At 42.0% G+C, this 25710-nt stretch carries 17 protein-coding genes; 11 read left to right on the top strand and 6 right to left on the bottom strand.

The window, feature by feature from the left end; all coding sequences use genetic code 11:
- Positions 1-392, top strand: a 392-nt coding sequence (locus B2Z67_RS10430; protein ID WP_291529769.1) for a fibronectin type III-like domain-contianing protein, incomplete at its 5' end; no start/stop codon positions are given.
- A gap of 148 nt (positions 393-540) precedes the next feature.
- Here B2Z67_RS10430 and B2Z67_RS10435 read toward each other — a convergent pair.
- A complete protein-coding gene (locus B2Z67_RS10435; RefSeq protein ID WP_291529770.1) occupies positions 541-3459 on the bottom strand; it encodes a M16 family metallopeptidase in 2919 nt (972 codons plus the stop codon).
- A 300-nt stretch (positions 3460-3759) separates the two neighbouring features.
- On the opposite strand from B2Z67_RS10435, the gene prfB reads away from it, so the two are divergent.
- Positions 3760-4875 (top strand): peptide chain release factor 2, encoded by a 1116-nt coding sequence (gene prfB, locus B2Z67_RS10440; protein ID WP_291529771.1) that lies wholly within the window; start codon positions 3760-3762, stop codon positions 4873-4875.
- Positions 4876-4887: 12 nt separating this feature from the next.
- On the opposite strand, the gene B2Z67_RS10445 is transcribed toward prfB, so the two are convergent.
- Both B2Z67_RS10445 and B2Z67_RS10450 read right to left on the bottom strand, forming a co-directional pair.
- A complete protein-coding gene (locus tag B2Z67_RS10445) occupies positions 4888-5493 on the bottom strand; it encodes a DUF4143 domain-containing protein (protein WP_291529772.1) in 606 nt (201 codons plus the stop codon).
- Positions 5406-5783, bottom strand: a complete 378-nt coding sequence (locus B2Z67_RS10450) for an AAA family ATPase (RefSeq protein ID WP_291529773.1) — start codon at positions 5781-5783, stop codon at positions 5406-5408. Before B2Z67_RS10450 ends, B2Z67_RS10445 begins: the two co-directional genes overlap by 88 nt.
- A gap of 240 nt (positions 5784-6023) precedes the next feature.
- Between B2Z67_RS10450 and B2Z67_RS10455 the strand changes: the two genes are divergently transcribed.
- From B2Z67_RS10455 to B2Z67_RS10470, 4 genes are all read left to right on the top strand, one after another.
- Positions 6024-6161: a hypothetical protein gene (locus B2Z67_RS10455; RefSeq protein WP_291529774.1), complete on the top strand. Its 138-nt coding sequence runs from the start codon at positions 6024-6026 to the stop codon at positions 6159-6161.
- A 7-nt stretch (positions 6162-6168) separates the two neighbouring features.
- Positions 6169-6636 (top strand): CYTH domain-containing protein, encoded by a 468-nt coding sequence (locus B2Z67_RS10460; protein WP_291529775.1) that lies wholly within the window; start codon positions 6169-6171, stop codon positions 6634-6636.
- 7 nt (positions 6637-6643) lie between these two features.
- Positions 6644-7936 (top strand): MgtC/SapB family protein, encoded by a 1293-nt coding sequence (locus B2Z67_RS10465; RefSeq protein ID WP_291529776.1) that lies wholly within the window; start codon positions 6644-6646, stop codon positions 7934-7936.
- Between the two features lie 348 nt (positions 7937-8284).
- Positions 8285-10819 (top strand): outer membrane beta-barrel family protein, encoded by a 2535-nt coding sequence (locus tag B2Z67_RS10470; protein ID WP_291529777.1) that lies wholly within the window; start codon positions 8285-8287, stop codon positions 10817-10819.
- Between the two features lie 115 nt (positions 10820-10934).
- Here the strand turns inward: B2Z67_RS10470 and B2Z67_RS10475 are convergent, their stop codons facing one another.
- Positions 10935-12182, bottom strand: coding sequence for an alpha/beta hydrolase family protein (locus B2Z67_RS10475; protein WP_291529778.1), 1248 nt, complete (start codon positions 12180-12182; stop codon positions 10935-10937).
- Between the two features lie 388 nt (positions 12183-12570).
- On the opposite strand from B2Z67_RS10475, the gene B2Z67_RS10480 reads away from it, so the two are divergent.
- Positions 12571-13650, top strand: a complete 1080-nt coding sequence (locus tag B2Z67_RS10480; RefSeq protein ID WP_291529779.1) for a hypothetical protein — start codon at positions 12571-12573, stop codon at positions 13648-13650.
- A gap of 69 nt (positions 13651-13719) precedes the next feature.
- Here B2Z67_RS10480 and B2Z67_RS10485 read toward each other — a convergent pair whose 3' ends face one another.
- Both B2Z67_RS10485 and B2Z67_RS10490 read right to left on the bottom strand, forming a co-directional pair.
- Positions 13720-14376 (bottom strand): hypothetical protein, encoded by a 657-nt coding sequence (locus B2Z67_RS10485; protein WP_291529780.1) that lies wholly within the window; start codon positions 14374-14376, stop codon positions 13720-13722.
- Positions 14377-14481: 105 nt separating this feature from the next.
- A complete protein-coding gene (locus B2Z67_RS10490) occupies positions 14482-16866 on the bottom strand; it encodes a hypothetical protein (protein ID WP_291529781.1) in 2385 nt (794 codons plus the stop codon).
- A 318-nt stretch (positions 16867-17184) separates the two neighbouring features.
- Here B2Z67_RS10490 and B2Z67_RS10495 point away from each other — a divergent pair, with 318 nt between their 5' ends.
- The 4 genes from B2Z67_RS10495 to B2Z67_RS10510 all read left to right on the top strand — a co-directional run bounded on the left by B2Z67_RS10495 (position 17185) and on the right by B2Z67_RS10510 (position 25481).
- A complete protein-coding gene (locus B2Z67_RS10495; RefSeq protein WP_291529782.1) occupies positions 17185-19542 on the top strand; it encodes a TIM-barrel domain-containing protein in 2358 nt (785 codons plus the stop codon).
- 163 nt (positions 19543-19705) lie between these two features.
- Complete coding sequence (locus B2Z67_RS10500; protein WP_291529783.1) at positions 19706-22831, top strand: SusC/RagA family TonB-linked outer membrane protein; 3126 nt, start codon at positions 19706-19708, stop codon at positions 22829-22831.
- 10 nt (positions 22832-22841) lie between these two features.
- Positions 22842-24698 (top strand): RagB/SusD family nutrient uptake outer membrane protein, encoded by a 1857-nt coding sequence (locus B2Z67_RS10505; RefSeq protein WP_291529784.1) that lies wholly within the window; start codon positions 22842-22844, stop codon positions 24696-24698.
- Between the two features lie 138 nt (positions 24699-24836).
- Positions 24837-25481, top strand: a complete 645-nt coding sequence (locus tag B2Z67_RS10510) for a hypothetical protein (protein ID WP_291529785.1) — start codon at positions 24837-24839, stop codon at positions 25479-25481.
- Positions 25482-25710 lie beyond the last annotated feature (229 nt).

Genomic DNA, 25710 nt, shown 5'->3' on the forward strand with positions numbered 1-25710 from the left:
GGAACGTAAAACTGGACACCCTACTTAGCTATACAACATTCGGTTATGGCGAGGTGGCATTTGATAAGAATGAGCTTACTGCCGGTCAATCTCTGAAACTGATTGTTTTCGTCACAAATACAGGCAAACGTGACGGAGAAGAAGTGGTGCAGGTTTATCTCAAAAAGCAAGGGGATGCGGAAGGACCTGTCAAAACTCTGCGTGCCTTTAAGCGCGTATTCATTCCGGTGGGGAAAACTCTTCAAGTGGAGTTTGACCTGAAGGATAAGGAACTGGAATGGTGGGATGAACAATCCAATACGGTGAGAGTATGTGCGGGCGATTATGATATCATGGTAGGTGGAAGTTCCAAAGACGAGGATTTGCAACAGGCTTCGGTCACCATACAGTGATAATATAAATCAGTAGTTAAAACAATCAGTAGTATCTCTATTTTCCTCCTCCCGGGAGGAGGAGAATAGGGATACTACTGTTAATCAATACTGAGATATTACTGTTAATCAGTAATACCAGTAACTTGCGAAACTGAAATACTTTATATTAATATCCGAAGATATCTTTCTGTGTCAACTCTGTAACCGGCCCGACTTTCTTCAGAGCTTCCATGTCCAAATCTCTCTTATCACCGAGGATGCAGTACGTATAAGAACGTCCTTTTATCCACTTCTTCTGAAAGTCAATCACATCTTGCAACGTCATGCTCTGTACGTCGTTGTACAGTTTAATACGGCTGTCGACGTTCTGTCCCAAATCCTGCGCGTTGATAAAATCCCAAATAACACCCATCTTGATGGTACGGTCGGTACGCAGACGGGCAATGATACCTTCTTTAGTCAGCTTAAAGGCTGCTTCGGATTCCGGCATGTTGTTGATGATGTCGTTAAACGTATTGATGGCGTCCAGCATCTTATCATTTTGGGTAGCAATTTGAGTACGCAGAGTATAAGGCTCCGTCAGATAATCCGGTTGTCGTATGGTTGCCCAGGCAGAGTAGGCCAGTCCGCGACTTTCACGCATTTCCTGGAATACGATAGAGTTCATTCCGCCGCCAAAATACTCGTTATACAGTTGGCGTCCCGATTCGATGGCAGGGTCAAACATTTCTCCGTTATTGGAGAACTGCGCCATGTATATCTGCTTGGCTTCGTAAGGAGCGATGAAAACCTTTGTTTCAGGGGTGAGCACTACGTTGAATTCATCTCCTGCGGGAATCTCTTTTAAGGCTTCCGGTGTCTGATGCTCTTTGTTGATGATGGCAAGCAAATCGTCCTGGTTGCTGGGGCCGTAATAAAGGATACGGTGCTTGAAACCGTTCAATTGCTTGATGCGGTCTATCAGTTCCTGCGGGTTCATGGCGGTAAGTTCCGCTTCGGTCAGCAGGTTGGTAGCCGGAGACTTCGGCCCATGAGCAGCATAACTCATCAGGCGTGAGAAATTCTGCATCTGGTTCAGTTTGGCATCCTGGCGGCTCTTCAGGATATCTTTTGCCATATTGGTATATGCATCTTTATTGACCTGAGCGCTAGCCAACAGTTTTTCGAAGAGAGCCATAGCGGCAGGCATATTCTCATTGAGGCCCGAAAGCGTCACATACGTACGTTTACTGCCCGGGGATACATAGAATGAACAGGCAAGGCGGTAGAATTCGCTTTTCACTTCTTCCGGAGTCATGTCGGCAGTGCCGAGGTATTCAAGATATTGGGCGGCGGTACCGAGCGCCTTGTCGTTGTTGTTACCCATGTCGAAGAGGTATATCAACTGGAAGATATCGTTCGTAGTGTTCTGCTTGTAGAGCACGGGGATGTCCGCTTTTGCTTTCAGTTGGGTAAGGTCTTTGGCGAAATCAAGGAATACCGGTTCGATAGGTTGCACTGCATCAGCCTGTATTTCTTTCAGGAAAGCGCTGGCAGTGTCGCGGTTCATCACGATGGGAGTGATTGCGGGCTTCGACATTTTTATTTCGTTCGGGTCTTTGCCTTGCTTCTTGTAGACAACGGCGTAGTTGTTGTCTTTCAGATATTTGTTGGCGAAGGCTACGATGTCGTCTTTGGTCAGCTTGGACATGCGGTCGAGCACAGTCACTTCGTCCGCCCAGTTGCTGCCGTTGATGAACGATTGAACAAACCAGTCGGCGCGTGCATCGTTACTTTCAAGTTGTTGCAATTGGTACAGCTTGAAGTTGTTGATGTTGGCTTCCAGCATCTTTTCGTCGAAATCTCCTTCGCGGAGTTTCTTCAGTTCGCCCAGCATGAGGTCTTTTACTTCGTCCAGAGTCTGTCCTTGTTTAGGGCGTCCCTGCATCAACAGGGCGCTGTAGTCGCTCATCGGTATGGGATAGCAGTAGGAGCTTAAAGTCTTTTGCTGTTGGGTGAGGTCAAGGTCGAATAAGCCGGCTTGTCCGTTATAAAGTATCTGGGAAACCACCTGTAATGTTTCCACATCCTTACTTGCAGCTCCCGGGAAACGCCATGCCAAGGCAACACTTTCCGCATCCGGGCCGAGAACATCACGAACTACGGGCGTGGTTATATCGGTTTCTTTCGGTAAGTCCAACTTCGGAAGGTCGGGATTCGGTTCCAGGACGCCGAAATACTTATCAATAGTAGCAATCATCTGGTCGGGGTCAAAGTCACCGGACAAGCAGATGGCTATGTTGTTGGGCACATACCATTCTTTATAGTATTCTTTGATATTCGTGATAGAAGGGTTTTTCAGATGTTCCTGCGTGCCGAGCACGGTTTGTGTGCCGTAAGGATGGTGCGGGAAGAGTGAAGAAAGCACTGCTTCGTACACTTTGCGGGGGTCACGCGTCAGAGACATGTTCTTTTCTTCGTAAACCGTTTCCAATTCCGTATGGAAACCGCGGATGATACAATCCTTAAAGCGTTCCGCCTGGATTTTCGCCCAGTTATCAATCTGGTTGCTGGGAATATCCTCGGTGTAGCAGGTCACGTCGAAACTGGTATAAGCGTTCGTCCCGTTGGCGCCGATGGCTGCCATCAGTTTGTCGTACTCATTGGGAATGGCATACTTGGACGCTTCGTACGAAATGCTGTCTATTTCTGCATAGATGGCTTTACGGGCAATGCTGTCGGTTGTTTTGCGATAGATCTCAAACTGTTCTTCGATTTGGTCGAGCAAAGGCTTTTCCGTTTCATAGTTCTGTGTGCCGAAGTGTGAGGTACCCTTAAACATCAGATGTTCAAAGTAGTGAGCCAGTCCGGTTGTCTCAGCAGGGTCGTTCTTCCCGCCCACGCGTACGGCAATGTATGTTTGTATGCGCGGAGTTTCCTTATTCACGGTCATGTAGACTTTCAGACCATTGTCGAGAGTGTAGATTCGCGCCTTTAGCGGGTCGTTAGGCACTGTTTCATAGTTATACTTCGATGTACAACTTCCCAAACTTATCGCTACTAATAGAATAAACGATAAACCAAATTGTCGAAATAGTTTGTTCATATATTGAGTAATTAAAATGATAGCTACAAAAATATGCGTTTTTTTCATACCTTTGCCCTCCAAATGAAAGATTTTTCATTATTAAGCCTGCATTATTCATACTTTAGGAGTTAGGGGAGTTAAAGAAGTTATCAGCCAACAAGTTGGCTTAGGAGTTAAAGCCGATACTCCATGAGTCATATAGCAATACTATCGGCTTTAACTCCTTAAAGCCTGACAAAGTGATAACTTCTCTAACTCTTACAATATGAATAATGCGGGTAAGAATGATTTCAATCGTATAATTGTAATATATAACTTATGATTACCGTAGAACAACTGAAAAATGTTAAGGAGCGTACCGAAGCGCTTTGCCGTTATTTGGATATTGAAGGAAAGAAAATGCAGGTCGAGGAAGAACAATTACGTACTCAGGCTCCGGGTTTCTGGGACGACCAGAAAGCTGCCGAGGCGCAGATGAAGAAAGTGAAAGGTTTGCAACAATGGATTACCGGCTACAATGAAGTAAAAACGTTGGCGGACGAACTGGAGCTTGCCTTTGACTTTTATAAGGACGAACTTGTGACAGAGGCGGAAGTAGACGATGCTTATGCAAAAGCCTTTTCGGCGGTTGAGGAACTTGAACTGAAGAATATGCTTCGCGATGAAGCTGACCAGATGGATTGTGTTCTGAAAATAAACTCCGGCGCAGGCGGCACCGAGAGTCAGGACTGGGCAAACATGCTGATGCGTATGTATTTGCACTATGCTGAAACCAATGGTTATAAAGCCGTTATCTCTAACTTGCAGGAAGGCGATGAGGCGGGAATCAAAACATGTACTATCGAAATCTCAGGTGATTATGCCTACGGATACCTGAAAGGGGAGAATGGTGTTCATCGTCTGGTGCGTGTCTCTCCTTACAATGCGCAGGGCAAGCGTATGACATCTTTTGCTTCGGTGTTCGTAACTCCGTTGGTAGACGATACGATTGAGGTAAGCATCAATGTCGCCAATATCTCCTGGGATACTTTTCGTTCCAGTGGCGCCGGTGGTCAGAATGTAAATAAGGTAGAGTCCGGTGTACGTCTGCGCTATCAGTTCAAAGACCCTTATACGGGTGAGGAAGAAGAAATCCTGATTGAGAATACCGAAACCCGCGACCAACCCAAGAACCGTGAGAATGCCATGCGCCAGTTGCGCTCCATCTTATATGATAAAGAACTTCAGCACCGCATGGCAGAACAGGCTAAAGTGGAAGCAGGGAAGAAAAAGATAGAATGGGGTTCGCAGATACGAAGCTACGTGTTCGATGACCGCCGTGTGAAAGACCATCGTACCAACTACCAAACCAGCGATGTGGGCGGAGTAATGGACGGCAAGATTGATGGTTTTATTAAAGCATATCTGATGGAGTTTGCGGGGCAGGGGGAATGAAGCCCCGGTATACTACAATAAAGGAGTCATATACAATGGCAGATACATTATACTGTCTTCTACTTTCATATCTTTATCGTGAAGCACATAAGGTGTAGAGAGTTGGTTGCCATATTTGGCGATACACTTTTTAAGCGAAGTGAGGGTATATTGGCTGCCCGACTTCACTTCTATCGGCGAAATATTGTGTCTGCTGGTGATGACAGGCTTTGCAATGAGAAAATCTATCTCCATTCGGTCTTCTGCAGAGGTGTTCGAGCCTTTACTATAAAAGTAAAGTTTATGTCCGGAAGCACGAAGCATTTGCGCCACTATATTTTCTACTAACATACCGGCATTCACTTCTAATTTATCGAACATCAACTTCTGGTAAAGCTCTTCGCTCACAATGCCTCGCTCGTCAAATGCATGGCTTATGAGTAGGCCCGTATCGCCCATATAGCATTTTAGCGTAGTGCGCTCCTCGTTAAGTTTCAGCCCGATACTTGGTTCCGTAGAGTTGTAGCAGCAATTAATAATTTTTGCATCGCTCAACCAGAAAAAGGCTTGTGAATAGTCCCGCATACGCGCATCGCCCTGCAACGCCGTGAGACGGAACTTTTTTTCATGTTTCTGCAATTGTCCCGGAATTTCTTCAAAGATGGCGCTAACCTTGGTTTCTTTCTGAAATAAAGTTCCAGATTTAAGAAAAGTGTATTGAGGTCATCTAAGTAGAGATTGAAGAACTCCATTACTTGAGGATTCACCTTACTAAAATCAACAAGAATATATGAGTCATACTCATTACGGGCAAACTCCTCAACGATATAACTCTTTCCTATGCGTCTTGCACCTTCTATCAAAAGAGCTACATCACCTTTTCGCTCTTTCTTCCATTCCAATAGGTTCTGATAAATTTTTCGCCTCATGATTGCTTTCTTTTCACGTTTTTGAGATTCTTAAAGCATGTATATTTCACGTTTTCGAGATTCTGGCATTCTAAACAGTTGTTTTTCCTGCTCTATCGGACTACAAACCCCAAATCTGTAGTATGAATAATGCAGGCAAAATACCAACCGGAACAAAAGAAAGTACATCTTTCATTTGGAAACTTCCCGGATTTCCTTTTACTTTGTTACCGGTTGAACTTTAAATACAAGAAATACGTTATGGGAAAAGGTAAGAAAAAAGTTTTACGCGCTCAGAGAGAGGAACAACAAGCGAAAAGAGTGTTACTGATTATTGGTGTTGCCGCATTGATTTTGGCACTTGTTATGCTGATAGGCTATTCTTTCTTGGGAAAATAACAGATAAATGTCGCAAGAGATAGAACGGAAATTCCTCGTAACGGGGGAGTATAAGTCGAAAGCGTATCTACAAAGCCGCATAGTGCAGGGATATATCAGTAGCGCCAGAGGGCGGACTGTGCGGGTGCGTATCCGCGACGGGAAAGGTTACCTTACGATAAAAGGAGCTTCCAACGCGTCGGGCATCAGCCGCTATGAGTGGGAAAAAGAACTTCCGCTTGCTGAAGCGGAAGAACTGATGAAACTCTGTGAGCCGGGCGTTATAGATAAAACCCGTTACTTGGTGCACAGCGGACGGCACACGTTTGAAGTGGATGAGTTCTACGGCGAAAACGAAGGGCTGGTGATTGCCGAAGTAGAACTGGGTTCGGAAGATGAAGCTTTCGAGAAGCCCAACTTTATCGGACAGGAAGTGACGGGTGATATCCGGTATTATAATTCTCAATTAATGAAGCATCCATATACCACTTGGTGAAACAGTAATGGAAAAACTTTATGAATATCTGCCAAGAGAGCTGGTCACCTTTGTATTGGTGACCTTGTTCTCTTTATTAATAGGACTTTCACAACGGAAAATCAGTTTGAAGCGTGAGGGTGAAAAAACGCTGTTCGGTACGGACAGGACATTCACTTTCATAGGTATTCTGGGATATCTGCTTTATATTCTCGACCCGGTGGAATATCGCCTGTTTATGGGTGGTGGCGCTATCCTCGGATTGCTGCTTGGACTGAACTACTACGTCAAGCAATCTCAGTTTCATATCTTCGGGGTGACTACCATTATTATTGCACTCATCACTTATTGCATTGCCCCGATTGTAGAAACACAACCCTCCTGGTTTTATGTGATGGTGGTGGTTACGGTTTTGCTTTTCACAGAACTGAAGCATACCTTTACGGAACTGGCGCAGCGCATGAAGAATGATGAGATGATTACCCTTGCCAAGTTCCTGGCTATCAGCGGTATTATTCTTCCGATGCTGCCGAACGAAAACCTCATACCCGGTATTAATCTGACACCCTATTCCATCTGGCTGGCTACGGTGGTGGTATCCGGTATTTCGTACCTTTCTTATCTGCTGAGGCGGTATGTATTCCACGAGTCCGGTATCCTGGTGTCCGGCATTGTGGGTGGGTTGTATAGCAGTACGGCTACTATTTCCGTGCTGGCGCGTAAGAGTCGCAAGGCGCCTGCGCAGGAAGCGCCTGAGTATGCGGCGGCGATGTTGCTGGCTGTCAGTATGATGTTTCTCCGTTTCCTTATATTGATAGGTATATTCAGCAGTGCGATTCTTGCTGCGATTTATCCTTATCTGCTTATTATGTCTGTGGTTACGGCGGGGGTGGCATGGTATCTGCACAGAAGGCGCAAACCGGTGCCGGCATCCGAAGAGGAGACAGAGGAAGAAGACGGCAGTAACCCGTTGGAATTTAAAGTGGCGCTGATTTTTGCCGTTCTGTTTGTGGTATTTACGATTGTGACGCATTACACGCTGGTTTATACCGGTACGGGCGGTTTGAACGTTTTGTCTTTTATTGCGGGGCTGAGTGATATTACTCCGTTTATTCTGAACCTGTTGCAAGATTCGGGCGTTGCCGTGCTGGTGGTGACGGCTTGCTGTATGCAGGCTATTGTGAGTAATATAACAGTGAATATGTGCTATGCGCTGTTCTTTGCGGGTGGTCGGAGTCCGTTGCGGCGGTGGGTGCTTCGCGGGTTTGGCTGTGTGATTGCGGTTAACGTTTGCTTGCTGTTATTCTTTTATTTGGTGTGAGTTTATAGTGTTCGTCAGTTTGTATTATAAATGAGAATTTAGTGGTAAAAATGGGTACGCGGACGACGCGGAATAAGCGGATGACGCGGATTTTTAAATGNNAAAAAGAGATCCGCGTCATCCGCGTCTAAAAAATGATAGTATAAACTAATTATGAACAGCTACTTAGGCAATCATAACAGATAATAACAGAGTTTCCCTTTTCTCTTTGTGTTTTTTAACTCCGAAAACCTCGTAAGCTAAAAGAAAACTGCCTAATTTTGCCGCTCCTGTGTAACTTTTGAGGATAAACTGCGTCTAATACGAAAACATTGACTTAATATTCATCAAACAAACTAAAAAACAGAAATGAAAATTAAATGCCCCTTGTTGCTCATAATGTTGGTGATATCCTCATTGGTAGCAGCACAGAATGCGACAACTTCGTTCCAAATCAAAGGAGTCTTGCTTGACTCGTTGACTCAGGATGGAGAACCGTATGCTACTATTAAGATAGTAAAGAAAGAAGCGCCAGCCCGAGCGTTGAAGATGCTGGTAACAGACATGAAAGGTAAGTTCCAGGAGAAAATTCCGGGAACGGGTAATTTTGTGATGACCATTACTTCTGTCGGTAGAAACGCTATCGTGAAAGAGTTCTCCGTGAAAGCGGGCGAACAATTGGTGGACTTCGGTACACTGTACATTATGGACGCTTCCAATGAACTGGGACAGGTGGAAGTAATAGCTCAGAAACCTTTGGTAAAGGTGGATGTAGACAAGATAGAGTATAACATTGAAGACGACCCCGATTCAAAAACCAATAACGTAATAGAGATGTTGCGCAAAGTGCCTCTCGTAACGGTGGATGGCGAAGACAATATCCAGGTAAACGGTAGCAGCAGCTTCAAGATACACGTCAACGGCAAGCCCAACAATATGATGAGCAACAACCCCAAGGATGTGTTGAAAAGTATGCCTGCCAATACTATTAAATACATTGAAGTTATCACCTCGCCGGGAGCAAAGTATGATGCCGAAGGAGTTGGAGGTATCCTCAATATTGTAACCGTTGGTAGCGGATTCGAAGGATATACGGCTACTTTCAGCGGTCGTGCCAGTAATACGGGAGTGGGCGGTAGTGCCTACGCCACCATCAAACAAGGCAAGCTGACACTGACCGGCAATTACAATTACAATTATAGTACCCAGCCCACCGTTTATTCGGATAGCTATCGGGAAGATTATAACTCTACCGACCAGAAGTACCTGGAGTCTTCTACCGAATCGGATTATAACGGACAATTTCAAAATGGCAACTTGGAGGCCAGTTACGAAATAGATACTTTGCAACTCATTACCATGTCCGTAGGTATGTATGGCGGTGGAAACGACAATGAATCGGAAAGTAAAACCGATATGTGGGATGCAACTTACGACACAAGGGCGTATGGCTATCGGTCTCTGATGGAAGGTAGCGGTTCGTGGTATTCCATCCGCGGTAACGTCGATTACCAACGTACCTCAAAGAAGAACAAGAATCGTATGCTGACCTTGTCGTACAAAATCAACACCCAGCCGCAGGAAAGCGATAGCCGTAATCGCTATCTGGATCGCTATCAGGTGCCCAGCGTTTTCCAACTTTATAATTCTCACATCTTCAGTAAGACTAATACTACAGAGCATACTTTCCAGGTGGACTATACGACACCTATTGGTAAACTACATACCATAGAGGCAGGTATGAAGTACATCATCCGCAACAACGTGAGCGAGAATCGTTTTGAGGAAGACAGAAGTAGTGAGGGTAATGGCGACTATGTTTACAACGAAGACCGAAGCAGCAACTACGAACATTTGAATGATATCCTCGCCGCTTACCTGGGCTATACGTTGCGTTACAAGGATTTCACTTTCAAGCCCGGTTTGCGCTTTGAATATACGGCGCAGGATGTACGCTATATCGTCGGTGCGGGCGAAGATTTCAAGGTGGATTATAGTGATTTGGTACCTTCCGTATCTATGGGTATCAAGCTGGGACCTACGCAGACGTTGCGCGGAGGATATGACATGCGCATCTATCGCCCCGGTATTCGGTCTTTGAATCCTTACTTTGATGATAGCAATCCTATGTTCATCCGTCAGGGTAATTCGGAACTGAAGAGCGAGAAGAGTCATGCGTTTAATCTGAATTACAGTAGCTTCACGTCCAAACTTAGCATCAATGTATCGTTGCGCCACTCATTCAATAATAATGGACTTGAGAACGTAAGCCGTTTGATAGGTGAAGGCGGAGAAGAGTTTGACGATGGAGCGCATACTGCTCCCGAAGGCGCCCTTTACAGTACGTATGAGAATATAGGTAAGAACCGCCGCACGGATATGAGTTTGTATCTTGATTGGCGTATATTACCTCAGACACGTCTTTTCATGAATGGTCGTGGTGGTTATTCGGATATTAAGAGTCCGGCGCAGAATTTGCACAATTACGGTTGGCAGGGTTCTATGTTTGGCGGTATTCAGCATACTTTCCCGTGGAAGTTGCGTGCCAGTCTGAATGCCGGCGGAAGTACGCCTTACATCTCTTTGCAGGGAAAAGGCAGCGGCTATTCTTTCTATAGTTTGAGTGTGAATCGCTCGTTCCTCAAAGACCGGTTGACGGTAAGCGTTTATGGGACGAACCTCTTCTCGAAGTATCTGAACTTCAACAATACAACTTTCGGTGAAAATTTCTATTCTACCAGCAAGACCCGCTATTCCAACCGTTCGTTCGGTATGAGTATCAGCTATCGCATCGGTGAATTGAGAGCCAGCGTGAAGAAAGCTGCCCGCTCTATCAGTAACGACGATGTGAAAGATGGTGGTGGTAGCCAAGGTGGTGGCACTACCGGTGGCGGCGGAGAATAAAACGGCTTGCCAACAATGAAAAAAGAGAGAACTTCTATCAAGTTCTCTCTTTTTTTCCGACCTCCTTGGAGCAGGTGAATATGCGAATCAACCGCTGATTCGCATGAATGTATTATTAAGGGAAAGACGGTTCATTGCTGCCCCACCACTTGCACCAGCGTTCATAATCTACTTTCTCGTAAAGCGGCGCGATGGTGACTTCCGTATTCGCATCTTTCTTTCCAAGCAGGAATTTATCTACAAACGCTTCTACTTCAGGATATTGGTTGGCAGGTAGTTGGCAATGACCATGTTCGGCTACGATGGAGAAACCCATTCGGTCGGCAATGCCGAAGGTTTCCCATACCTTGCGGGCTGCACGACAGGATACGTAACCCGATTCGTCCGCCAGCCATACATAGTCCGGATTTCCGAGCACCAGTAGTGCACGTGGCGCTATCATGGCACAGAGTTCGTGATGGTCGTACGGCAGTTTCGCTACATTCTCTTCCTTATACTGGAACATACTTTCCATAAACCAGGCATGGCTGGTTCTGCCCAAGGTTTCTACTTCGCCCAAGGTTTCGGATACACGCCAGGCAGCAGCACCGCCGCCACCCGGTTCCTGGGAGATGGTGAGTGCAATGCGCTCATCGAATGCTCCGGCAAAGAGAGCCATCTTTCCGGCAAAGGAGCAGCCGGATATGGCAAGATGTTTGAGGTCAATCTTACTCTTTTTCCCTACAATTTCCAGTCCGTCGATGATGCGGCTTACTCCCCATGACCAGGCGCAATAAGCACCCATGTCAGTGCGGTCGGGGTATAGTTTGTTGATGGGTTCGTTGCCGCGCTTCTGCGTGTGCGACATGACCTGCGTGAAATTGAATGCTATTTGCGCAATATTGCGACTGGTGAAGATTTCGGCAGGCAGACTGCCTGTACCTCTGCCTATTCCGATGATGGCGGGGAAAGGGCCCTTACCTTCCGGATAAGTGATCTTTGCTTTAAGAGTGAGTGTCTGTCCGTTCACTGTTACATTTACCCGGAGAGTGTCGTCCACTATATCGGCGGTAATATCTTTCTTTGGCACTACGGGCTTTTCACCTATTTCATAATGTTCTATTTCACGGGCTATCTCGGCACGGCGCCGGCTCCAGTCCTTGAAGTTGGTTGAACGGCCGCTTCTGTCTGCCCATTGGAAAGGGTCGGTCAGCGGTTTGACTACCGGCAGCTCGTTGATACCCGATAGCACTGGCGGCGGATTGTTGACTCCTGTGTTTTCGACGTCATACACCAACGGAATATTCTGCGCGAATGCAGAAACGCCCATCATCATACTCAATAAAACAATCTGTGCGAATAAACGTATCTTCCTGTTTCTCATGTTTTCCTGTTTTTTAAAGAACTACATCTGTTTTTAGAGAATTACATCCACCGGCAAAGATAAACGATGTTTTTCTTAATCTGCAGGAAAGATGTTACAAAGACTTTTCTGAACGTTACATTTTTTAAGGGATTCTTCATACAAACCCTCTATCCTGCTTTCAGCATATTGCAAATGGCTTAGTAATGATTTAAAAATAACTTGGTACAGATTAAGACGGCACTGATGAGATGCAGCCCCTTTCCTTCATCAAAAACTATCCCTACTTATTTTTTTTACGCTTACTTAATTGAATTATTTTTCGGCAAAATGTTTGTTTTTGATAGATTTGCTATATCTTTACCCACATTCGAGATAGTATTTCCCAAGATTAAAAGTGAAGAATTAAATGAATTGCGACAAAATGAAAACCCTGAAACTGTCTTTAGTGATTATAGGATTCTTTTTTATTGGATCCCTTTCTGTGACAGCCGCCAACAAATCGAACCGTGTGCGCCAACTAATTGAACGAGAAGAATGGGGAGGCGCATACAGAGAAATGCAGTACACCTACGATACCCTTGGCAATGTTCGGATGCGGATATTCCGTACACGCAAGAACATGAGTGAACATCCTGTACGCGTAGGCGACACTGTTTTTTACGATGCAGAGGGGCGCCAACTGTCTAAAGTAAAACCGTCAGCCGCCTATCCATATCATTTCAAAGTGTTTATAGATAGAATTGGGAAAAGTACCCATATAAATGAGACGGCAAGATTGATACAATCTTCAAATATCGCCGTAATCAAAAAAGACGATAGAGATAACTGGATTGAAGCAAAAGCATACAATCCAAGAGATAAAGAACAGAAATATAGCAGTACCCTTGTATGGCGTTTTTTCGAATATTGGGGCGATAACCCTGATACCGACAAAGCCATCATTGAAAAGGTTGCAGAAATGAATGTCGGTATCGACAAAAAGATAGAAACCGGGAATGCCCTGAGCAAACTGATCCATGCAATCGAAAGCGTGACAATTCTCAATATAATCATTATGTACATGCTCGTTCCATTTATCATTGTCACTTTATGCTATGGTATATGGCTCTATATATTCGCTCATATCCGCGTGATACCCAATTGGGTACTAACCTTAGGCTCGCTTTTCGGCGGTATTCCAAGTATCCAGATAACGATTGAGATTATAGAGTCGTACGGAGCCTACGATTCTTTCTTGGGTATTGTGGCAATATGGATCATTACTTTGGGTATGGGCTTGGGCATGTATTATGGAGTTGTACACCAACGTTGTCCCAGATGTCACCAGATGAGATCATCTGTATTCGAAAGACTTATAACCAAACGTCGCGTCGAAGAGCGTCGCAGAGATACCAACGAATTACTAAGCGCCAGCACCTCTACAGATGTAGACGAACGGCACATCTGTCATAACTGCGGTTACGACTGGTGGACTAATGAACTCTAAGGATGAGGGGAATTGAAGCAGTCAAATTCATCCCGTGAGACTAACTTTTTCGTCTCACGGGATGATTTTTTATAGTCTGTTGATCTTATCTAATAATTGCTCTGCCCAACTTATTTCTTCGCTTGTCCATGCTTTCTCTTCTTCCCGTATTCCTTGTTCCTGATATTGGGAAAGCAACTCCAGATATTGTTTTAAAGTGCTGGTGGCTTTCTCTTGTTTGTTCATGCGCATTGACAGCAGAATATCCTGTTTATATATGTCAAGATTAGGACTTTCTCCTGCCAACTCTTTGGCCTTCCCGAGCAAAGCGATACATTCTTCGTTTACTTCTTCTGTGTTGTAAAGCGCCATTTGGGACTTCACTAAAACAATATAGTCATGATCAGTAGCCAGATTGTTGTCGATATTCTTTTGTATTAACCTCGCAGCTTCCTTATATCGTTGGTCTGTCACATTCATGGTGGCATTGAAAGTTATGATATCTGATGTAACTTTAAGATAAGGACGACTACTTTGGTATTCTACTTTACCGGCTTTCTCTATTCGTTTTCTCAGTTTGTCAATGCTACCGTAACGAAGCAACTTATCATCGCGTTGCTGTATATTGTAGTAATCGGTGATTTTTGAAAGTGCGGAAGCTAATCCATCGGGGTTGATACCTTTAAACTTTAGTAGTTCACGTGCAATCTGGTCGGCTGAATGTTCCTGCTCGTTCTTGTAGTTCATACCCAGCCGATTCACTACATTTGCTGTACATGTTTTTCAGTTATGCAGCAATGGTAAAGGGGAAACGAGAGGCATCAAGATGTCATCTCTGGACGCTTACTGAATTTATTGATTTATTCCGGTTAATTCTTCCAAAGTATATGTATAGTCCTGTTTTGTTAGCTTGTAGTATAGCGCACAAAAATTATTATAAACATCTTTGGCTGTTTCTACTTTTTCATATTTCCATAGAATAGAGCACTTGATGTAGAGTGCGTCTTCATTTATACAATCGTGCAGAAAGAGAGTATCGGCTATTTTTAATTTTAGTTCATCATTGAATTCATCTTGATGTTTCCTATATATTTTTAGGAGTAACTCAGTAGCTGATGTCGAGAATCTTTTTTTGAATGGGGTAATCCATTCTGCATACGTGTCAGGAAGGAGAACTCCATGAAGTAACAGTTCTTGTAGCCGGTCTAAATCTTTATTTTCTTTATTTTTTAGGCTTTCATAATTCTTCATTAATCTCATAGCTTCAATATAGTCGCAGATATTATCTTGATTGAAATGAATACTCCAATAGCCATTGTTCTTTATTAAGTCCACGCCCTCAATCTTTTCCATTAAGGTTTTCAGTTTACTGAGGTGTACATTCCTGCTGTTTTGAGCAGCTTTTTCATCCTTGTCCGGCCATAAGATTTGTATGATTTTAGAGCCGAAAACACCTTTGGTGGATTGTTCTGAGTGGAATATAAGAAGTATTAGCAGTGATTTTAATAATGGAGAGAATAAATTAGATATTTCATTGTTATTTTTATCTTTCACGCTGAATTCTCCTAAAAGACAAATGTGCTGTTTATGAGAGTGGGCACGGGATGATTCGGCGGTTGGCATAATTGCTCTACTCCCTCTTGTATCCTTCTTCTTCTTACAGTAAAGTATTATGCTCGCTGCCAATAGTAACATTAATCCTATTCCGCCAATAAGATAATAGAGAAAAGCGTATTTATCCTCTTGCAGTTGGGCAAGTGGTTGCTCAAGGCTATTTAAGGATACGGGTGGATAAGGAAGTGAGAAAATATCTACTACTCCCTCTTTATCTATATTGGCTTGAAATGATAAGACATATAGTTTTTCTTGTTCGGGTGAGTAGTACAGATTTAAATAGAGGTATTGTTTTTGTGGGTCTGAAATATTAAGAGGAAAAGATACAATCTCGGGTGTTTTATCAGAAGTGGTAAGTTTCATCAGTTGCCATCCGTTTTGGGTAGTGAAAATATAGAAGCACTCATTCTGTTTATCGTAGAGCATATTCTCTGCAGGTAGAAAATCATCAGGTGTGTTATGTTGCTCCCACAATTTAGTCACTTTATCAGTGTTCAAATCTACAGCATACAAGTCAAAATATGTGCGAGGGGATAATTCTTGCTTGCCTGTTTTTGACCCTCTTCCTCCATATATGTATAAGGTGTTGTTTACTATCGCAAGTGAGGAGGCATAACGAGGAGGAATACTTTCGAGGGTGTCTTCCTTGAAAGTACCTTTCCAAGGATTAATGCGCGTCAGTTTATGATTGTAATGATAAAAACTGTATCCGCCAAATGAATAAACAGATGAATCTTTTTCTGAATAGATAGTCGAGTTGTTTAAGGTGTAATCTGTATTGAGTTTTAAATCATTGCTCCAAGCCTGGGTATCAAACGAGAAGAAGGACACATTATTCTGAACTGTATTATAAGACATCAACCGCTCTCCTTTTTCTGAAACGACAAGTCGTCCAGGAGTATTGGCGGCCACTTGCCCATTGATAACAGGAATTCTTTGTTCTTTATTCCGGTCAGTATCAAATACAATTACTTCTTTAGAATCTTGAGTGATATAGAACTTTTTTGTATACGGCGAAAAGGCGAAAGATGAATTCCATACCACCTCGCAACTAAATACTTTTTGCCAGGTAGCATATTCGTCAATCAACCAATGTGGATTGCGGGCTATGGCTGGAATATTATGAATCTCATCATAGCAACTATTCTCGTGATGTTTGTTTAGTTTCCAATAGCGGACTAACTTGTCGTTTTGAATGATTTTTATATTTCTTATATTAACAGATGCTATATCTACCAATTTGAAGTTGTCAAAGTCACATTGCCCGAAAGATATGGATATATGCTTTGTTTTCGTAACAGGAAAAGGTATCTCTTTCTTTTCTGTCCCGAATATAATCTGTATTTTCTCAGTCTTTCTGGAAAAGGTAATATGTATAGGTGTCCACTGATGATAAATAACATGATCTGTTAGTGGATATATGTTTTCGCCGATAACAAAAATAGGATATCTTTTTAATTGTTCATTGGCTGTATAATATAGGTCAATGTTCTTATTACCGTCTGCCAGAATCCTGAAAATGACACCAAAAGGATTTTCTTGTCGGGCGTACATTTCGAAAGAGAGGGTGGTTTCTTCTTCAAGATATATAGGTTGGCCATTTTCGAGTGTTAAAGAAGACATTTGAGAAGCATTAGCCGGATAAGAAACTAAGTGTAGTCCATAATTGTGCTTCTCTGCTTTCGTATGTGAATAGAGGCATAAGAGAAGAATGGATATAAGAATTTTGTGCATCATAAAAGAATAAGGATGGTTGTACGGCAAAAATAGCTATATTTTCCTTATTATAAAATCGCAAAGGCGAAATATAGCGTTTGTACTGCGGATTTAATATGTTGTTAATCTTTGCTTAATGATATTTGAATGGCATTTTAGAGCATTAATTGAATTTTAAGAGGAAATTAAGTTGCGGGTGGTAGGTTCGCAGAAAAAACTAATGAAATGAAAAAAGTATTCTTGTTTATGACGTGCTGCTTGTTTATAACAGTGGCGAGTGCTGCAAAATCTGACGATAACTTGCGGTTTGGTATCGGGAATTATATGGTAGAAGTTCAGGTATATACGCCTGAGATTATTCGTATATTGAAGTATCCGAAGAATGACAGACCGGAAAAGGAATCTTTTTCTGTTATCTTGAAGCCGGGAAAGGTGTCTTATGAGGTAAAACGGGTGAATGATACATGCACTTTGAAAACATCATCCGTAACAGTCATGATTGACTTGTCGACAGGACAGATAGTATATACGGATAAGGATAATAATGCCTTGTTACAAGAGAAAAATGATGGAGTGGAGATTACTCCTCAGGTATATGGATCCGAACAAACTTATTTGTTGAAACAAACATTCTTATTGGATAAGAATGAAGCCATTTATGGACTGGGGCAACACCAGGAAGGTCGTATGAACCAACGAAACCAACGCATTCATTTGCAACAGACCAATATGGATATTTGTGTTCCTATTATCCATTCTGTCAAAGGCTATGCACTCTTTTGGGATAATTATTCTCCTACCGATTTTATTGATAATGCACAAGGTATGAGCTTTAATTCGGCATCGGGTGATTGTATAGATTATTACTTTATGTTCGGAGGTAATGCTGATGGAGTGATTAGGCAAATTAGGCTATTAACCGGAGATGCGCCCATGTTCCCGTTGTGGACTTACGGATATTGGCAGTCAAAAGAACGCTATGCCAGCCAAGATGAGATTGTAGGTGTAGTTAAAAAGTATCGGGAACAGAGGATTCCTCTGGACGGTATAGTACAGGATTGGCGTTATTGGGGAGAAAAAGATCCTCAGTGGAATGCTGTGGAGTTTCTTAATCCTCATTTCCCTGATCCGCAAAAAATGGTGAACGATATTCATAGTTTAAATGCACATGCCATTATTTCTGTATGGCCATGTTTCGGTCCTGCCACTAATATTTATAAAGAAATGGACGAAAAGGGGATGTTGCTCGATTTTCCTTCTTCTCCTAATGGTATAGGTAAGGTTTATGATGCTTATAATCCTGCTGCCCGTGATTTGTTATGGAATTATATGAATCGGAATATCTTTTCGCTTGGCATGGATGGCTGGTGGCTGGATGCTACCGAACCTGAACAAGCTAATCATAATTCAGACATTCTTAATACGAAGACATATTTAGGAACTTATCGTAATGTTCGTAATGCTTTCCCCTTACTCACAGTTGGTGGAATTCATGAACGTCAACGGGCTTTGGCTTCTGATAAACGTGTATTTATTCTTACCCGTTCGGCTTTTGCCGGTCAACAACGATTTGGAGCCAATTCCTGGTCGGGTGATATTGTGTCTAATTGGGGTGTTCTGAGAAAACAAATCTCAGGAGGATTGAATTTCTCTTTGTCCGGTATACCTTACTGGAATACGGATATTGGCGGCTTTTATTCCAACAACTATTATCCCGGTGGAGTTAATAACCCTACTTTCCATGAGTTGTATGTGCGTTGGTTACAATTTGCTACTTTTACACCGATGATGCGTTCGCATGGAACACAGACGCCTCGCGAAATCTATCAGTTCGGCAGAAAAGGAGATTGGGGATATGATATTATTGCCGATTATATTAATCTACGCTATAGACTTTTACCTTATATCTATTCTACATCTTATCAAGTGACACAACATGCCGGAAGTATGATGCGTGCTTTAATGATGGATTTTCCTCATGATACACGTGTGTACGATATGGACAGTGAGTATCTTTTCGGTACGTCTATTTTGGTGAATCCGGTTACAGAGCCAATGTATATAGGACGTAATGGTGATAAAACCCTTTTGAATTTCAATGAAGTTAAGAGGCAGAACGTTTATCTCCCCAAAGGTTATGACTGGGTAGATTTTTGGACAGGTAAAACCATAAAAGGAGGCCAGGATATTGTTCGTGAAGTTCCGATAGATATAATGCCGCTTTATATAAAAGCAGGAACCATTCTTCCAATGGGACCCTTTGTACAATATGCCGAAGAGAAGGACTGGAATAATCTTGAGATAAGAATCTATAAGGGTGCAGATGGGGAGTTTGTACTTTATGAAGATGAAAATGATAATTATAACTATGAAAAAGGGAAGTTTTCGACAATTTGTTTCCGGTGGAACGATAATAAGCAAGAGCTTCAAATAGATAAAAGAAAAGGAACTTTTCCCGGAATGTTGAAAGAGCGTAAATTCCGGTTTATTATAGTGGATGAGGCTAATGGTATTGGCATAAATGAAAGTAGTAAATATACAGAAGTAAATTATGCAGGGAAAGAAATGACAATCCGCTTGTAAACCATTATATATTGATAATTATTATGTCTAACAATTAAATACAAATATTATGAAAAGAGTAACATAGTCGAAAAACAAAAAAGGATGTGCTTTCACACATGGGCACATCCTTATCCCCGAGAAAGAAAATATATACCATGTAAATTATTAATCAATCTAATATATGATTACAGAAAATTTCTCTCGTTTAGTCAATGCAGGAAAGACATTTGTTGTAATAAGGCGAATGATTATCCTCATTCTTATTATGGTCGCGGCAGGTGTCAATACAATCTATGCTGCTAATGGAAAAGCATTAAAAATTACAGGAAAGGTAATCGATGAATTTGAGGAACCTCTCATAGGGGTTAATGTCAGCGAAGTAGGAACTAATAATGGAGTAATTACGGATGTAAATGGTAATTACACGATTTACAATGTAGAAGACGAGTCATCTGTTTTACGATTTACGTATGTTGGTTTTAAAGTTGTAGAAGTAAAAGTTGGAAATCAATTGGTGCTGAATGTACAGATGGAACCGGATACCCAGGGCTTGGACGAAGTTGTGGTTGTTGGTTATGGCTCGCAAAAGAAAGAGAGTGTGGTAGGGGCTATTACTACAGTCCGTCCAGCAGCTCTTCAATCAAACCAGACACGTACATTAAGCAATGCTTTGGCAGGTCAACTGGCGGGTATTATTGCAGTGCAACGTACAGGAGAGCCTGGCTATGATTCTTCTGATTTTTGGATTCGCGGTATTAACACATTTGGCGCCAATGCCAATCCTTTGGTATTAGTTGACGGTATTGAAAGGGACATAAACAGTATTTCCGCTGAAGAAATTGAATCTTTCTCAATCTTGAAAGACGCTTCCGCTACGGCGATATATGGTGTGAGAGGTGCCAATGGAGTGGTTTTGGTGGAAACGAAAAAAGGTAAATTGGGTAACCCGCGCGTTGTGGTTAAAGCTGATTATGGTGTTTCCTCTCCTACGAAACTGCCGAAGTTTGTAGATGGTGCTACATTTATGGAAGTGACCAATGAAGCCCGCAGACTTTCAGGACAACCTGTAGCTTTTACTCCGGAACAGATTACTGCTACACGGGATCATACAGACCCGGATTTATATCCTGATGTAAACTGGTTGGATTTGTTGACTAGGAATTCTGCTCCGAGTACGCGTGCCAGTGTAGATGTCAATGGTGGTACCGAGAGATTACGCTACAGCTTAATTGTGAGCTACTTTAATGAAGAAGGGTATATGGTACGAGATAAAAATGTAGGATACAATAATCAATTGGGAGCCAGCCGTTATAATGTAAGAAGCAATGTGGAACTTAACTTGACCAATTCTACCCTTTTATCTGTAAATTTAGGAGGTTATATCTATAACAGACTATCACCGGGTGATATTACAACGATTTTGAATGATGCATTTAAGCAGAGTCCGGTAGCACATCCTGCCGTTTACTCTAACGGACAATATCCTAAAAATGCCGACCAGAAAAATCCGTGGGTAGAAGCCACTCAACAAGGATATATAAAAAACTACCAATCATCCATTCAGTCTACGGTTGCTTTGGAACAGGATATGAAAGGTATTTGGAAACCATTGGAGGGATTGAAAGCGAAAGTAACATTCTCATTTGACAATTGGAGTTTCTCTAATCAGGAACGTACAAAAAATCCTACCCAATATTGGGCGTCAGGACGCGATGAAGAAGGTAACTTGATTACAAACATCGTGAATGAAGGTGATGAGTTTCTGGGATATAAAAAAGATGGTGGTGGTAATCGTACTTTGTACTTTGAATCACGTCTCTCTTATGATAAAAACTTTGGAGATCATACTCTGAATGGATTGTTCTTGTTTAACATGCGCGAATATGTCGATGGGAACGCCGGGAATGCAATTCTTTCTCTTCCGTATCGAAATCAGGGACTTGCAGGACGTCTGGCTTATGATTATAAAGATAAATATTTTGGAGAGTTTAATTTTGGATATAATGGCTCTGAAAATTTCAAAAAGGGATATCGTTTTGGCTTTTTCCCATCAGTGGCAATGGGATGGATGGTTTCCAATGAACCGTTCCTTGAGAATAATAAAGTCATATCTAAATTGAAATTGAGAGGATCATTAGGATTGGTTGGGAATGATAAGATCTCGAATGGCCGTCGTTTTGCCTATATTTCTACTATAAATAGTGGAGGTGGTTATAGATGGGGCTGGACTGAAAATCAAAATTATGCCGGATATCAGGAAGGGGAATTCGGTATACCTGATTTAACTTGGGAAACTGCAACGAAAATAAATCTCGGATTAGAATTAGGACTTTGGAACTTTATCAATTTACAGGCAGATGTCTTTAAAGAATACAGAAATGATATTTTCATGCAACGGAATACGATACCCGAAATATCCGGTTTTGCAATAACACCGTATGCCAACTATGGTAAGGTAGAAAATATGGGAACGGATATCAGCCTGGAGATAAACAGGAATGTGAATAAGGATTTCTCTTATTCTATTCGGGGAAACTTTACGTTCGCACGTAATAAAGTGATAGAAATAGATGAACCTGCTGCGCTAAAGGCAACAAGTCGTTCCAGAACCGGACAGTCATTGAATCAACATTATGGATTAATTGCATTAGGGCTTTTTACACCTGACGATTTTGTTGACCCGGAGAAAGGAATACTTAAAGAGGGAATTCCCGAACAGTTCGGAGTTGTGAAACCCGGTGATATAAAATATCTGGACTTAGATGGAGATGGAGTAGTTAGTAGTCTTGATGAATCTCCAATCGGTAAACCTCATGTGCCGGAAATCGTATACGGTTTGGGAGCCTCTTTACGATATAAGAATTTCGATATAAGCCTCTTCTTCCAAGGAAGTGGAAACTTTACGAATTCATTGGGAGGAAATAGTTTTATCCCAGGATCAGGCTCCGGAGCATTGGGAAATATGTTCGCGAATGTTGATGACCGCTGGAAAGAAGATGACCCTTATAATCAAAATGTTTTCTGGCCGAGATTGTCAAGTTATACTAATGAGAATAACAACAAACTCTCTACGTGGTGGTTAGTTAATTCGAGCTTCGTGCGTCTGAAGAATGCGGAGATTGGCTATACAATTCCGAAACGTTGGCAGGCAGCTTGCCGGTTATCTCATGCCAGGTTATTCCTGAAAGGAACGAACTTGCTGACTTTCTCTCCTTTCAAATTATGGGATCCGGAGTTAGGTTCCACTACAGGGCTAAAATACCCGAATCAAAAAATATATTCTATAGGCTTTGAACTTTCATTTTAAATTAAGTAATATGAAAAAAATTATAGTATCTATTCTTACTGCAATAACTGTTTCTTTTATGTGCAGTTCATGTGATGATTTTCTGGATAAAGAACCGGATGATATGTTGACACTGGAGCTGGTATTCAGTAATAGTAAAAAAGTAAATGAGTGGTTAGCCAGAATTTATTCGGATGTACCCGACCCTATGTACCGTATAATTAATGATATGGGATTGCTCTCTGACGATTTTCAACCTTCACTGGAGTTAGTGCAATTCGGATGGGCTCCCATTATAAACACTCTTCAAGGCAGTTGTGACCCAAGCACCAGTTACCGTGATTATTGGTCTGATTTTTATAAAGCGATCCGTTCCGGATATATTTTTCTGGACAATGCAAAAGCACTGCCGGAACAAGGATTATCAGAGAGTGACGTTGAATATATGAGACATGAAGTTCGCTATTTGATTTGTTATTACTATTCTTTCATGTTACAACTTTATGGCCCTGTACCGTTATTAACAAACGCTGTTAGTTCGCAGGCATCGAGTGACGAACTGATGATGGCACGTACTCCCGTTGATCAAATGATGGAATGGTTAGATAAGGAATTGGTGGAATTAGCTAATTTCTTCCCGGAAAAATTGGTTAATGAACGAGCCGATTTTGGTAGACCGACTAAAGGTATTTGTTTAGCTCTGCGTGCGCATTTATGGACTATGGTTGCCAGTCCTTTATTTAATGGAAATCCTGATTATGCAGATTTCAAGAGTCCGGATGGTGAGATGTTGTTTCCTGCAAGTTTTGACAGAGGAAAATGGCAAAAGGCTGTAGAGGCAAATAAAGCAGTTGTTGATTTAGCTGAAAAAGGTGTTTACTCTTTGTATAAAGTTTATGCTTCTGATGGTGAATTAGATCCTTATATGTCGAATGTCGGTTTGTTTATTACTACGGGTGAAACCAATCAAGAAATAATATGGTCTAAAGCAGAAAATGAAAGAGGTAATATGGAGCTTTTCTTCAATCCTCGTTCTAATGGTTCGTACGCTTCATTTGGTTTGACGCAAAACTTGGTGGATGTTTACAGAATGAGAGATGGAAAAGAAATACAGGACCCGACCTCCGGTTATGTAGAAGATGCTTTCACGCAAGAAGACATTTATGACAATACGAAATGGAATTTTTCTGATAAGGATCGGACGGTTGGACTGGTAGTGCCTAAAGGTACATATAATATGTGGGCAAATCGTGAACCGCGTTTTTATACAACAATCCGGTATCAGAAAAGTTATGTTGTAGGATTAGACGGACCTTGTGGGTATGCTATGGAACAGCCGGACGGAAGACCAAGTCATGATACGCCGGCTTGCGGCTATCACGGAAGGAAGGGATTAGACCCTGAGGCAACCCCTCGTACCGGATACCTTGGCGTGTATCGTCCGGCTATAATTTTCCGTTTGGCTGAATTTTACTTGAACTATGCTGAAGCGCTTGTAGAAGTAGATCCATCTAATCCTGATATTTTGATTTATCTGAATAAGATACGTGAAAGAGGAGGTCTGCCTGCTTTGCCTACTTCTTTATTAGGAAATGCAGATGAATTGAGAAGACAAGTCGCTTTAGAATTCCGTGTGGAGTTTGCTATGGAAGGCAAATTCAGATATGATTATATGCGGAGATGGAAGATTTCAAAAAAACTGGCTGAAACTCCCATCTATGGTATGAATCAATATGGCTATGATAACAACCCTATAGGAGCTGAGAATTCTTTCTATAAGAGAACGGTAGTTATGAATAGAACATTCTTGGACAAAATGTATTTCTGGCCGCTCAAGCAATCATTTATTGATAAGAATTTGAACCTGATACAGAATAAGGGGTGGTAGTTTAGATAGAGGGGTACGGAAGATACTCCTCATTCTATATGATTCTTCACTGAGTTTAAATGCACTTCAGACAGGTGTAAAGAGCCAACAAAGAAAGAATGAAATATTTTTTAGAAGTACCCCAAAATAAATTATATCATGAAAAATTATGCACTTACTTTATGTATTGTAATGTTTCCATTGATTGCTTTTGCTCAAACCTCCTCATTGGAAAATAAGAGTTTGCACGAGTTGGAGTTCATAAGAGACAGTGTAAACAGGATGCTGTCCGAAGAAATCTCACTCCGCAGGGATAGTGTGAATCAAAAGCTGTATAAAGTAGCCTATGTAGCTCCTACGGATAGCCTTAAAATAGCCGAATGGCCATATAATCGAACTGCTGGCACAAAAATCTCTTTGCATTCGATAGAAATAAGAGAAAACGATACAAAGGTCACCTTTCTGCAGCACATATACTGGGATTGGCAATGGCTCAACTATGGCAAAGGTTACACCATTGTGGATAGAGTTACAGGAGATCAGTATAAGGTACGTGGATATGATGGGGGAGGTAAACTGGATAGGCTTATGATTATCCAAAATTGTAATGGAAAGGCCATCTACGTCAGCCTATTGTTCCCCAAGCTGAAGAAAGATGTGAAAAGGATTGATATCATCTCATATCCTCATAAGGATAATGTCCGTCCTTCGAATCCTGCTTCAGGTGATGGAACAGCATATCTGAATATTAATATAGAAGACTATTTGGTTAAGCCTTCAAGAGAGCCGCAAATATACGAATAGTATATAAAGATTTTTAGCCCCGTATTTTTTTTATTGAAGCTATGTCATTCAATAAATGAGAATACGGGGCTAACTATAGTAATCTCTTTGTGATAACAGCTAATGATAACAAAGTCTCTTCCCGGCTTTGAGAAGTTTTCTCCTTAGGGATGAAGATTGCTGAGGCTGTGATGAAACTTCATCTCCAGCTTAGATATATATATATCCAAGTAAGCATTCGGCTTAGTGC

The sequence above is a fragment of the Bacteroides sp. UBA939 genome, assembly GCF_002293435.1.
Classification (GTDB): domain Bacteria; phylum Bacteroidota; class Bacteroidia; order Bacteroidales; family Bacteroidaceae; genus Bacteroides.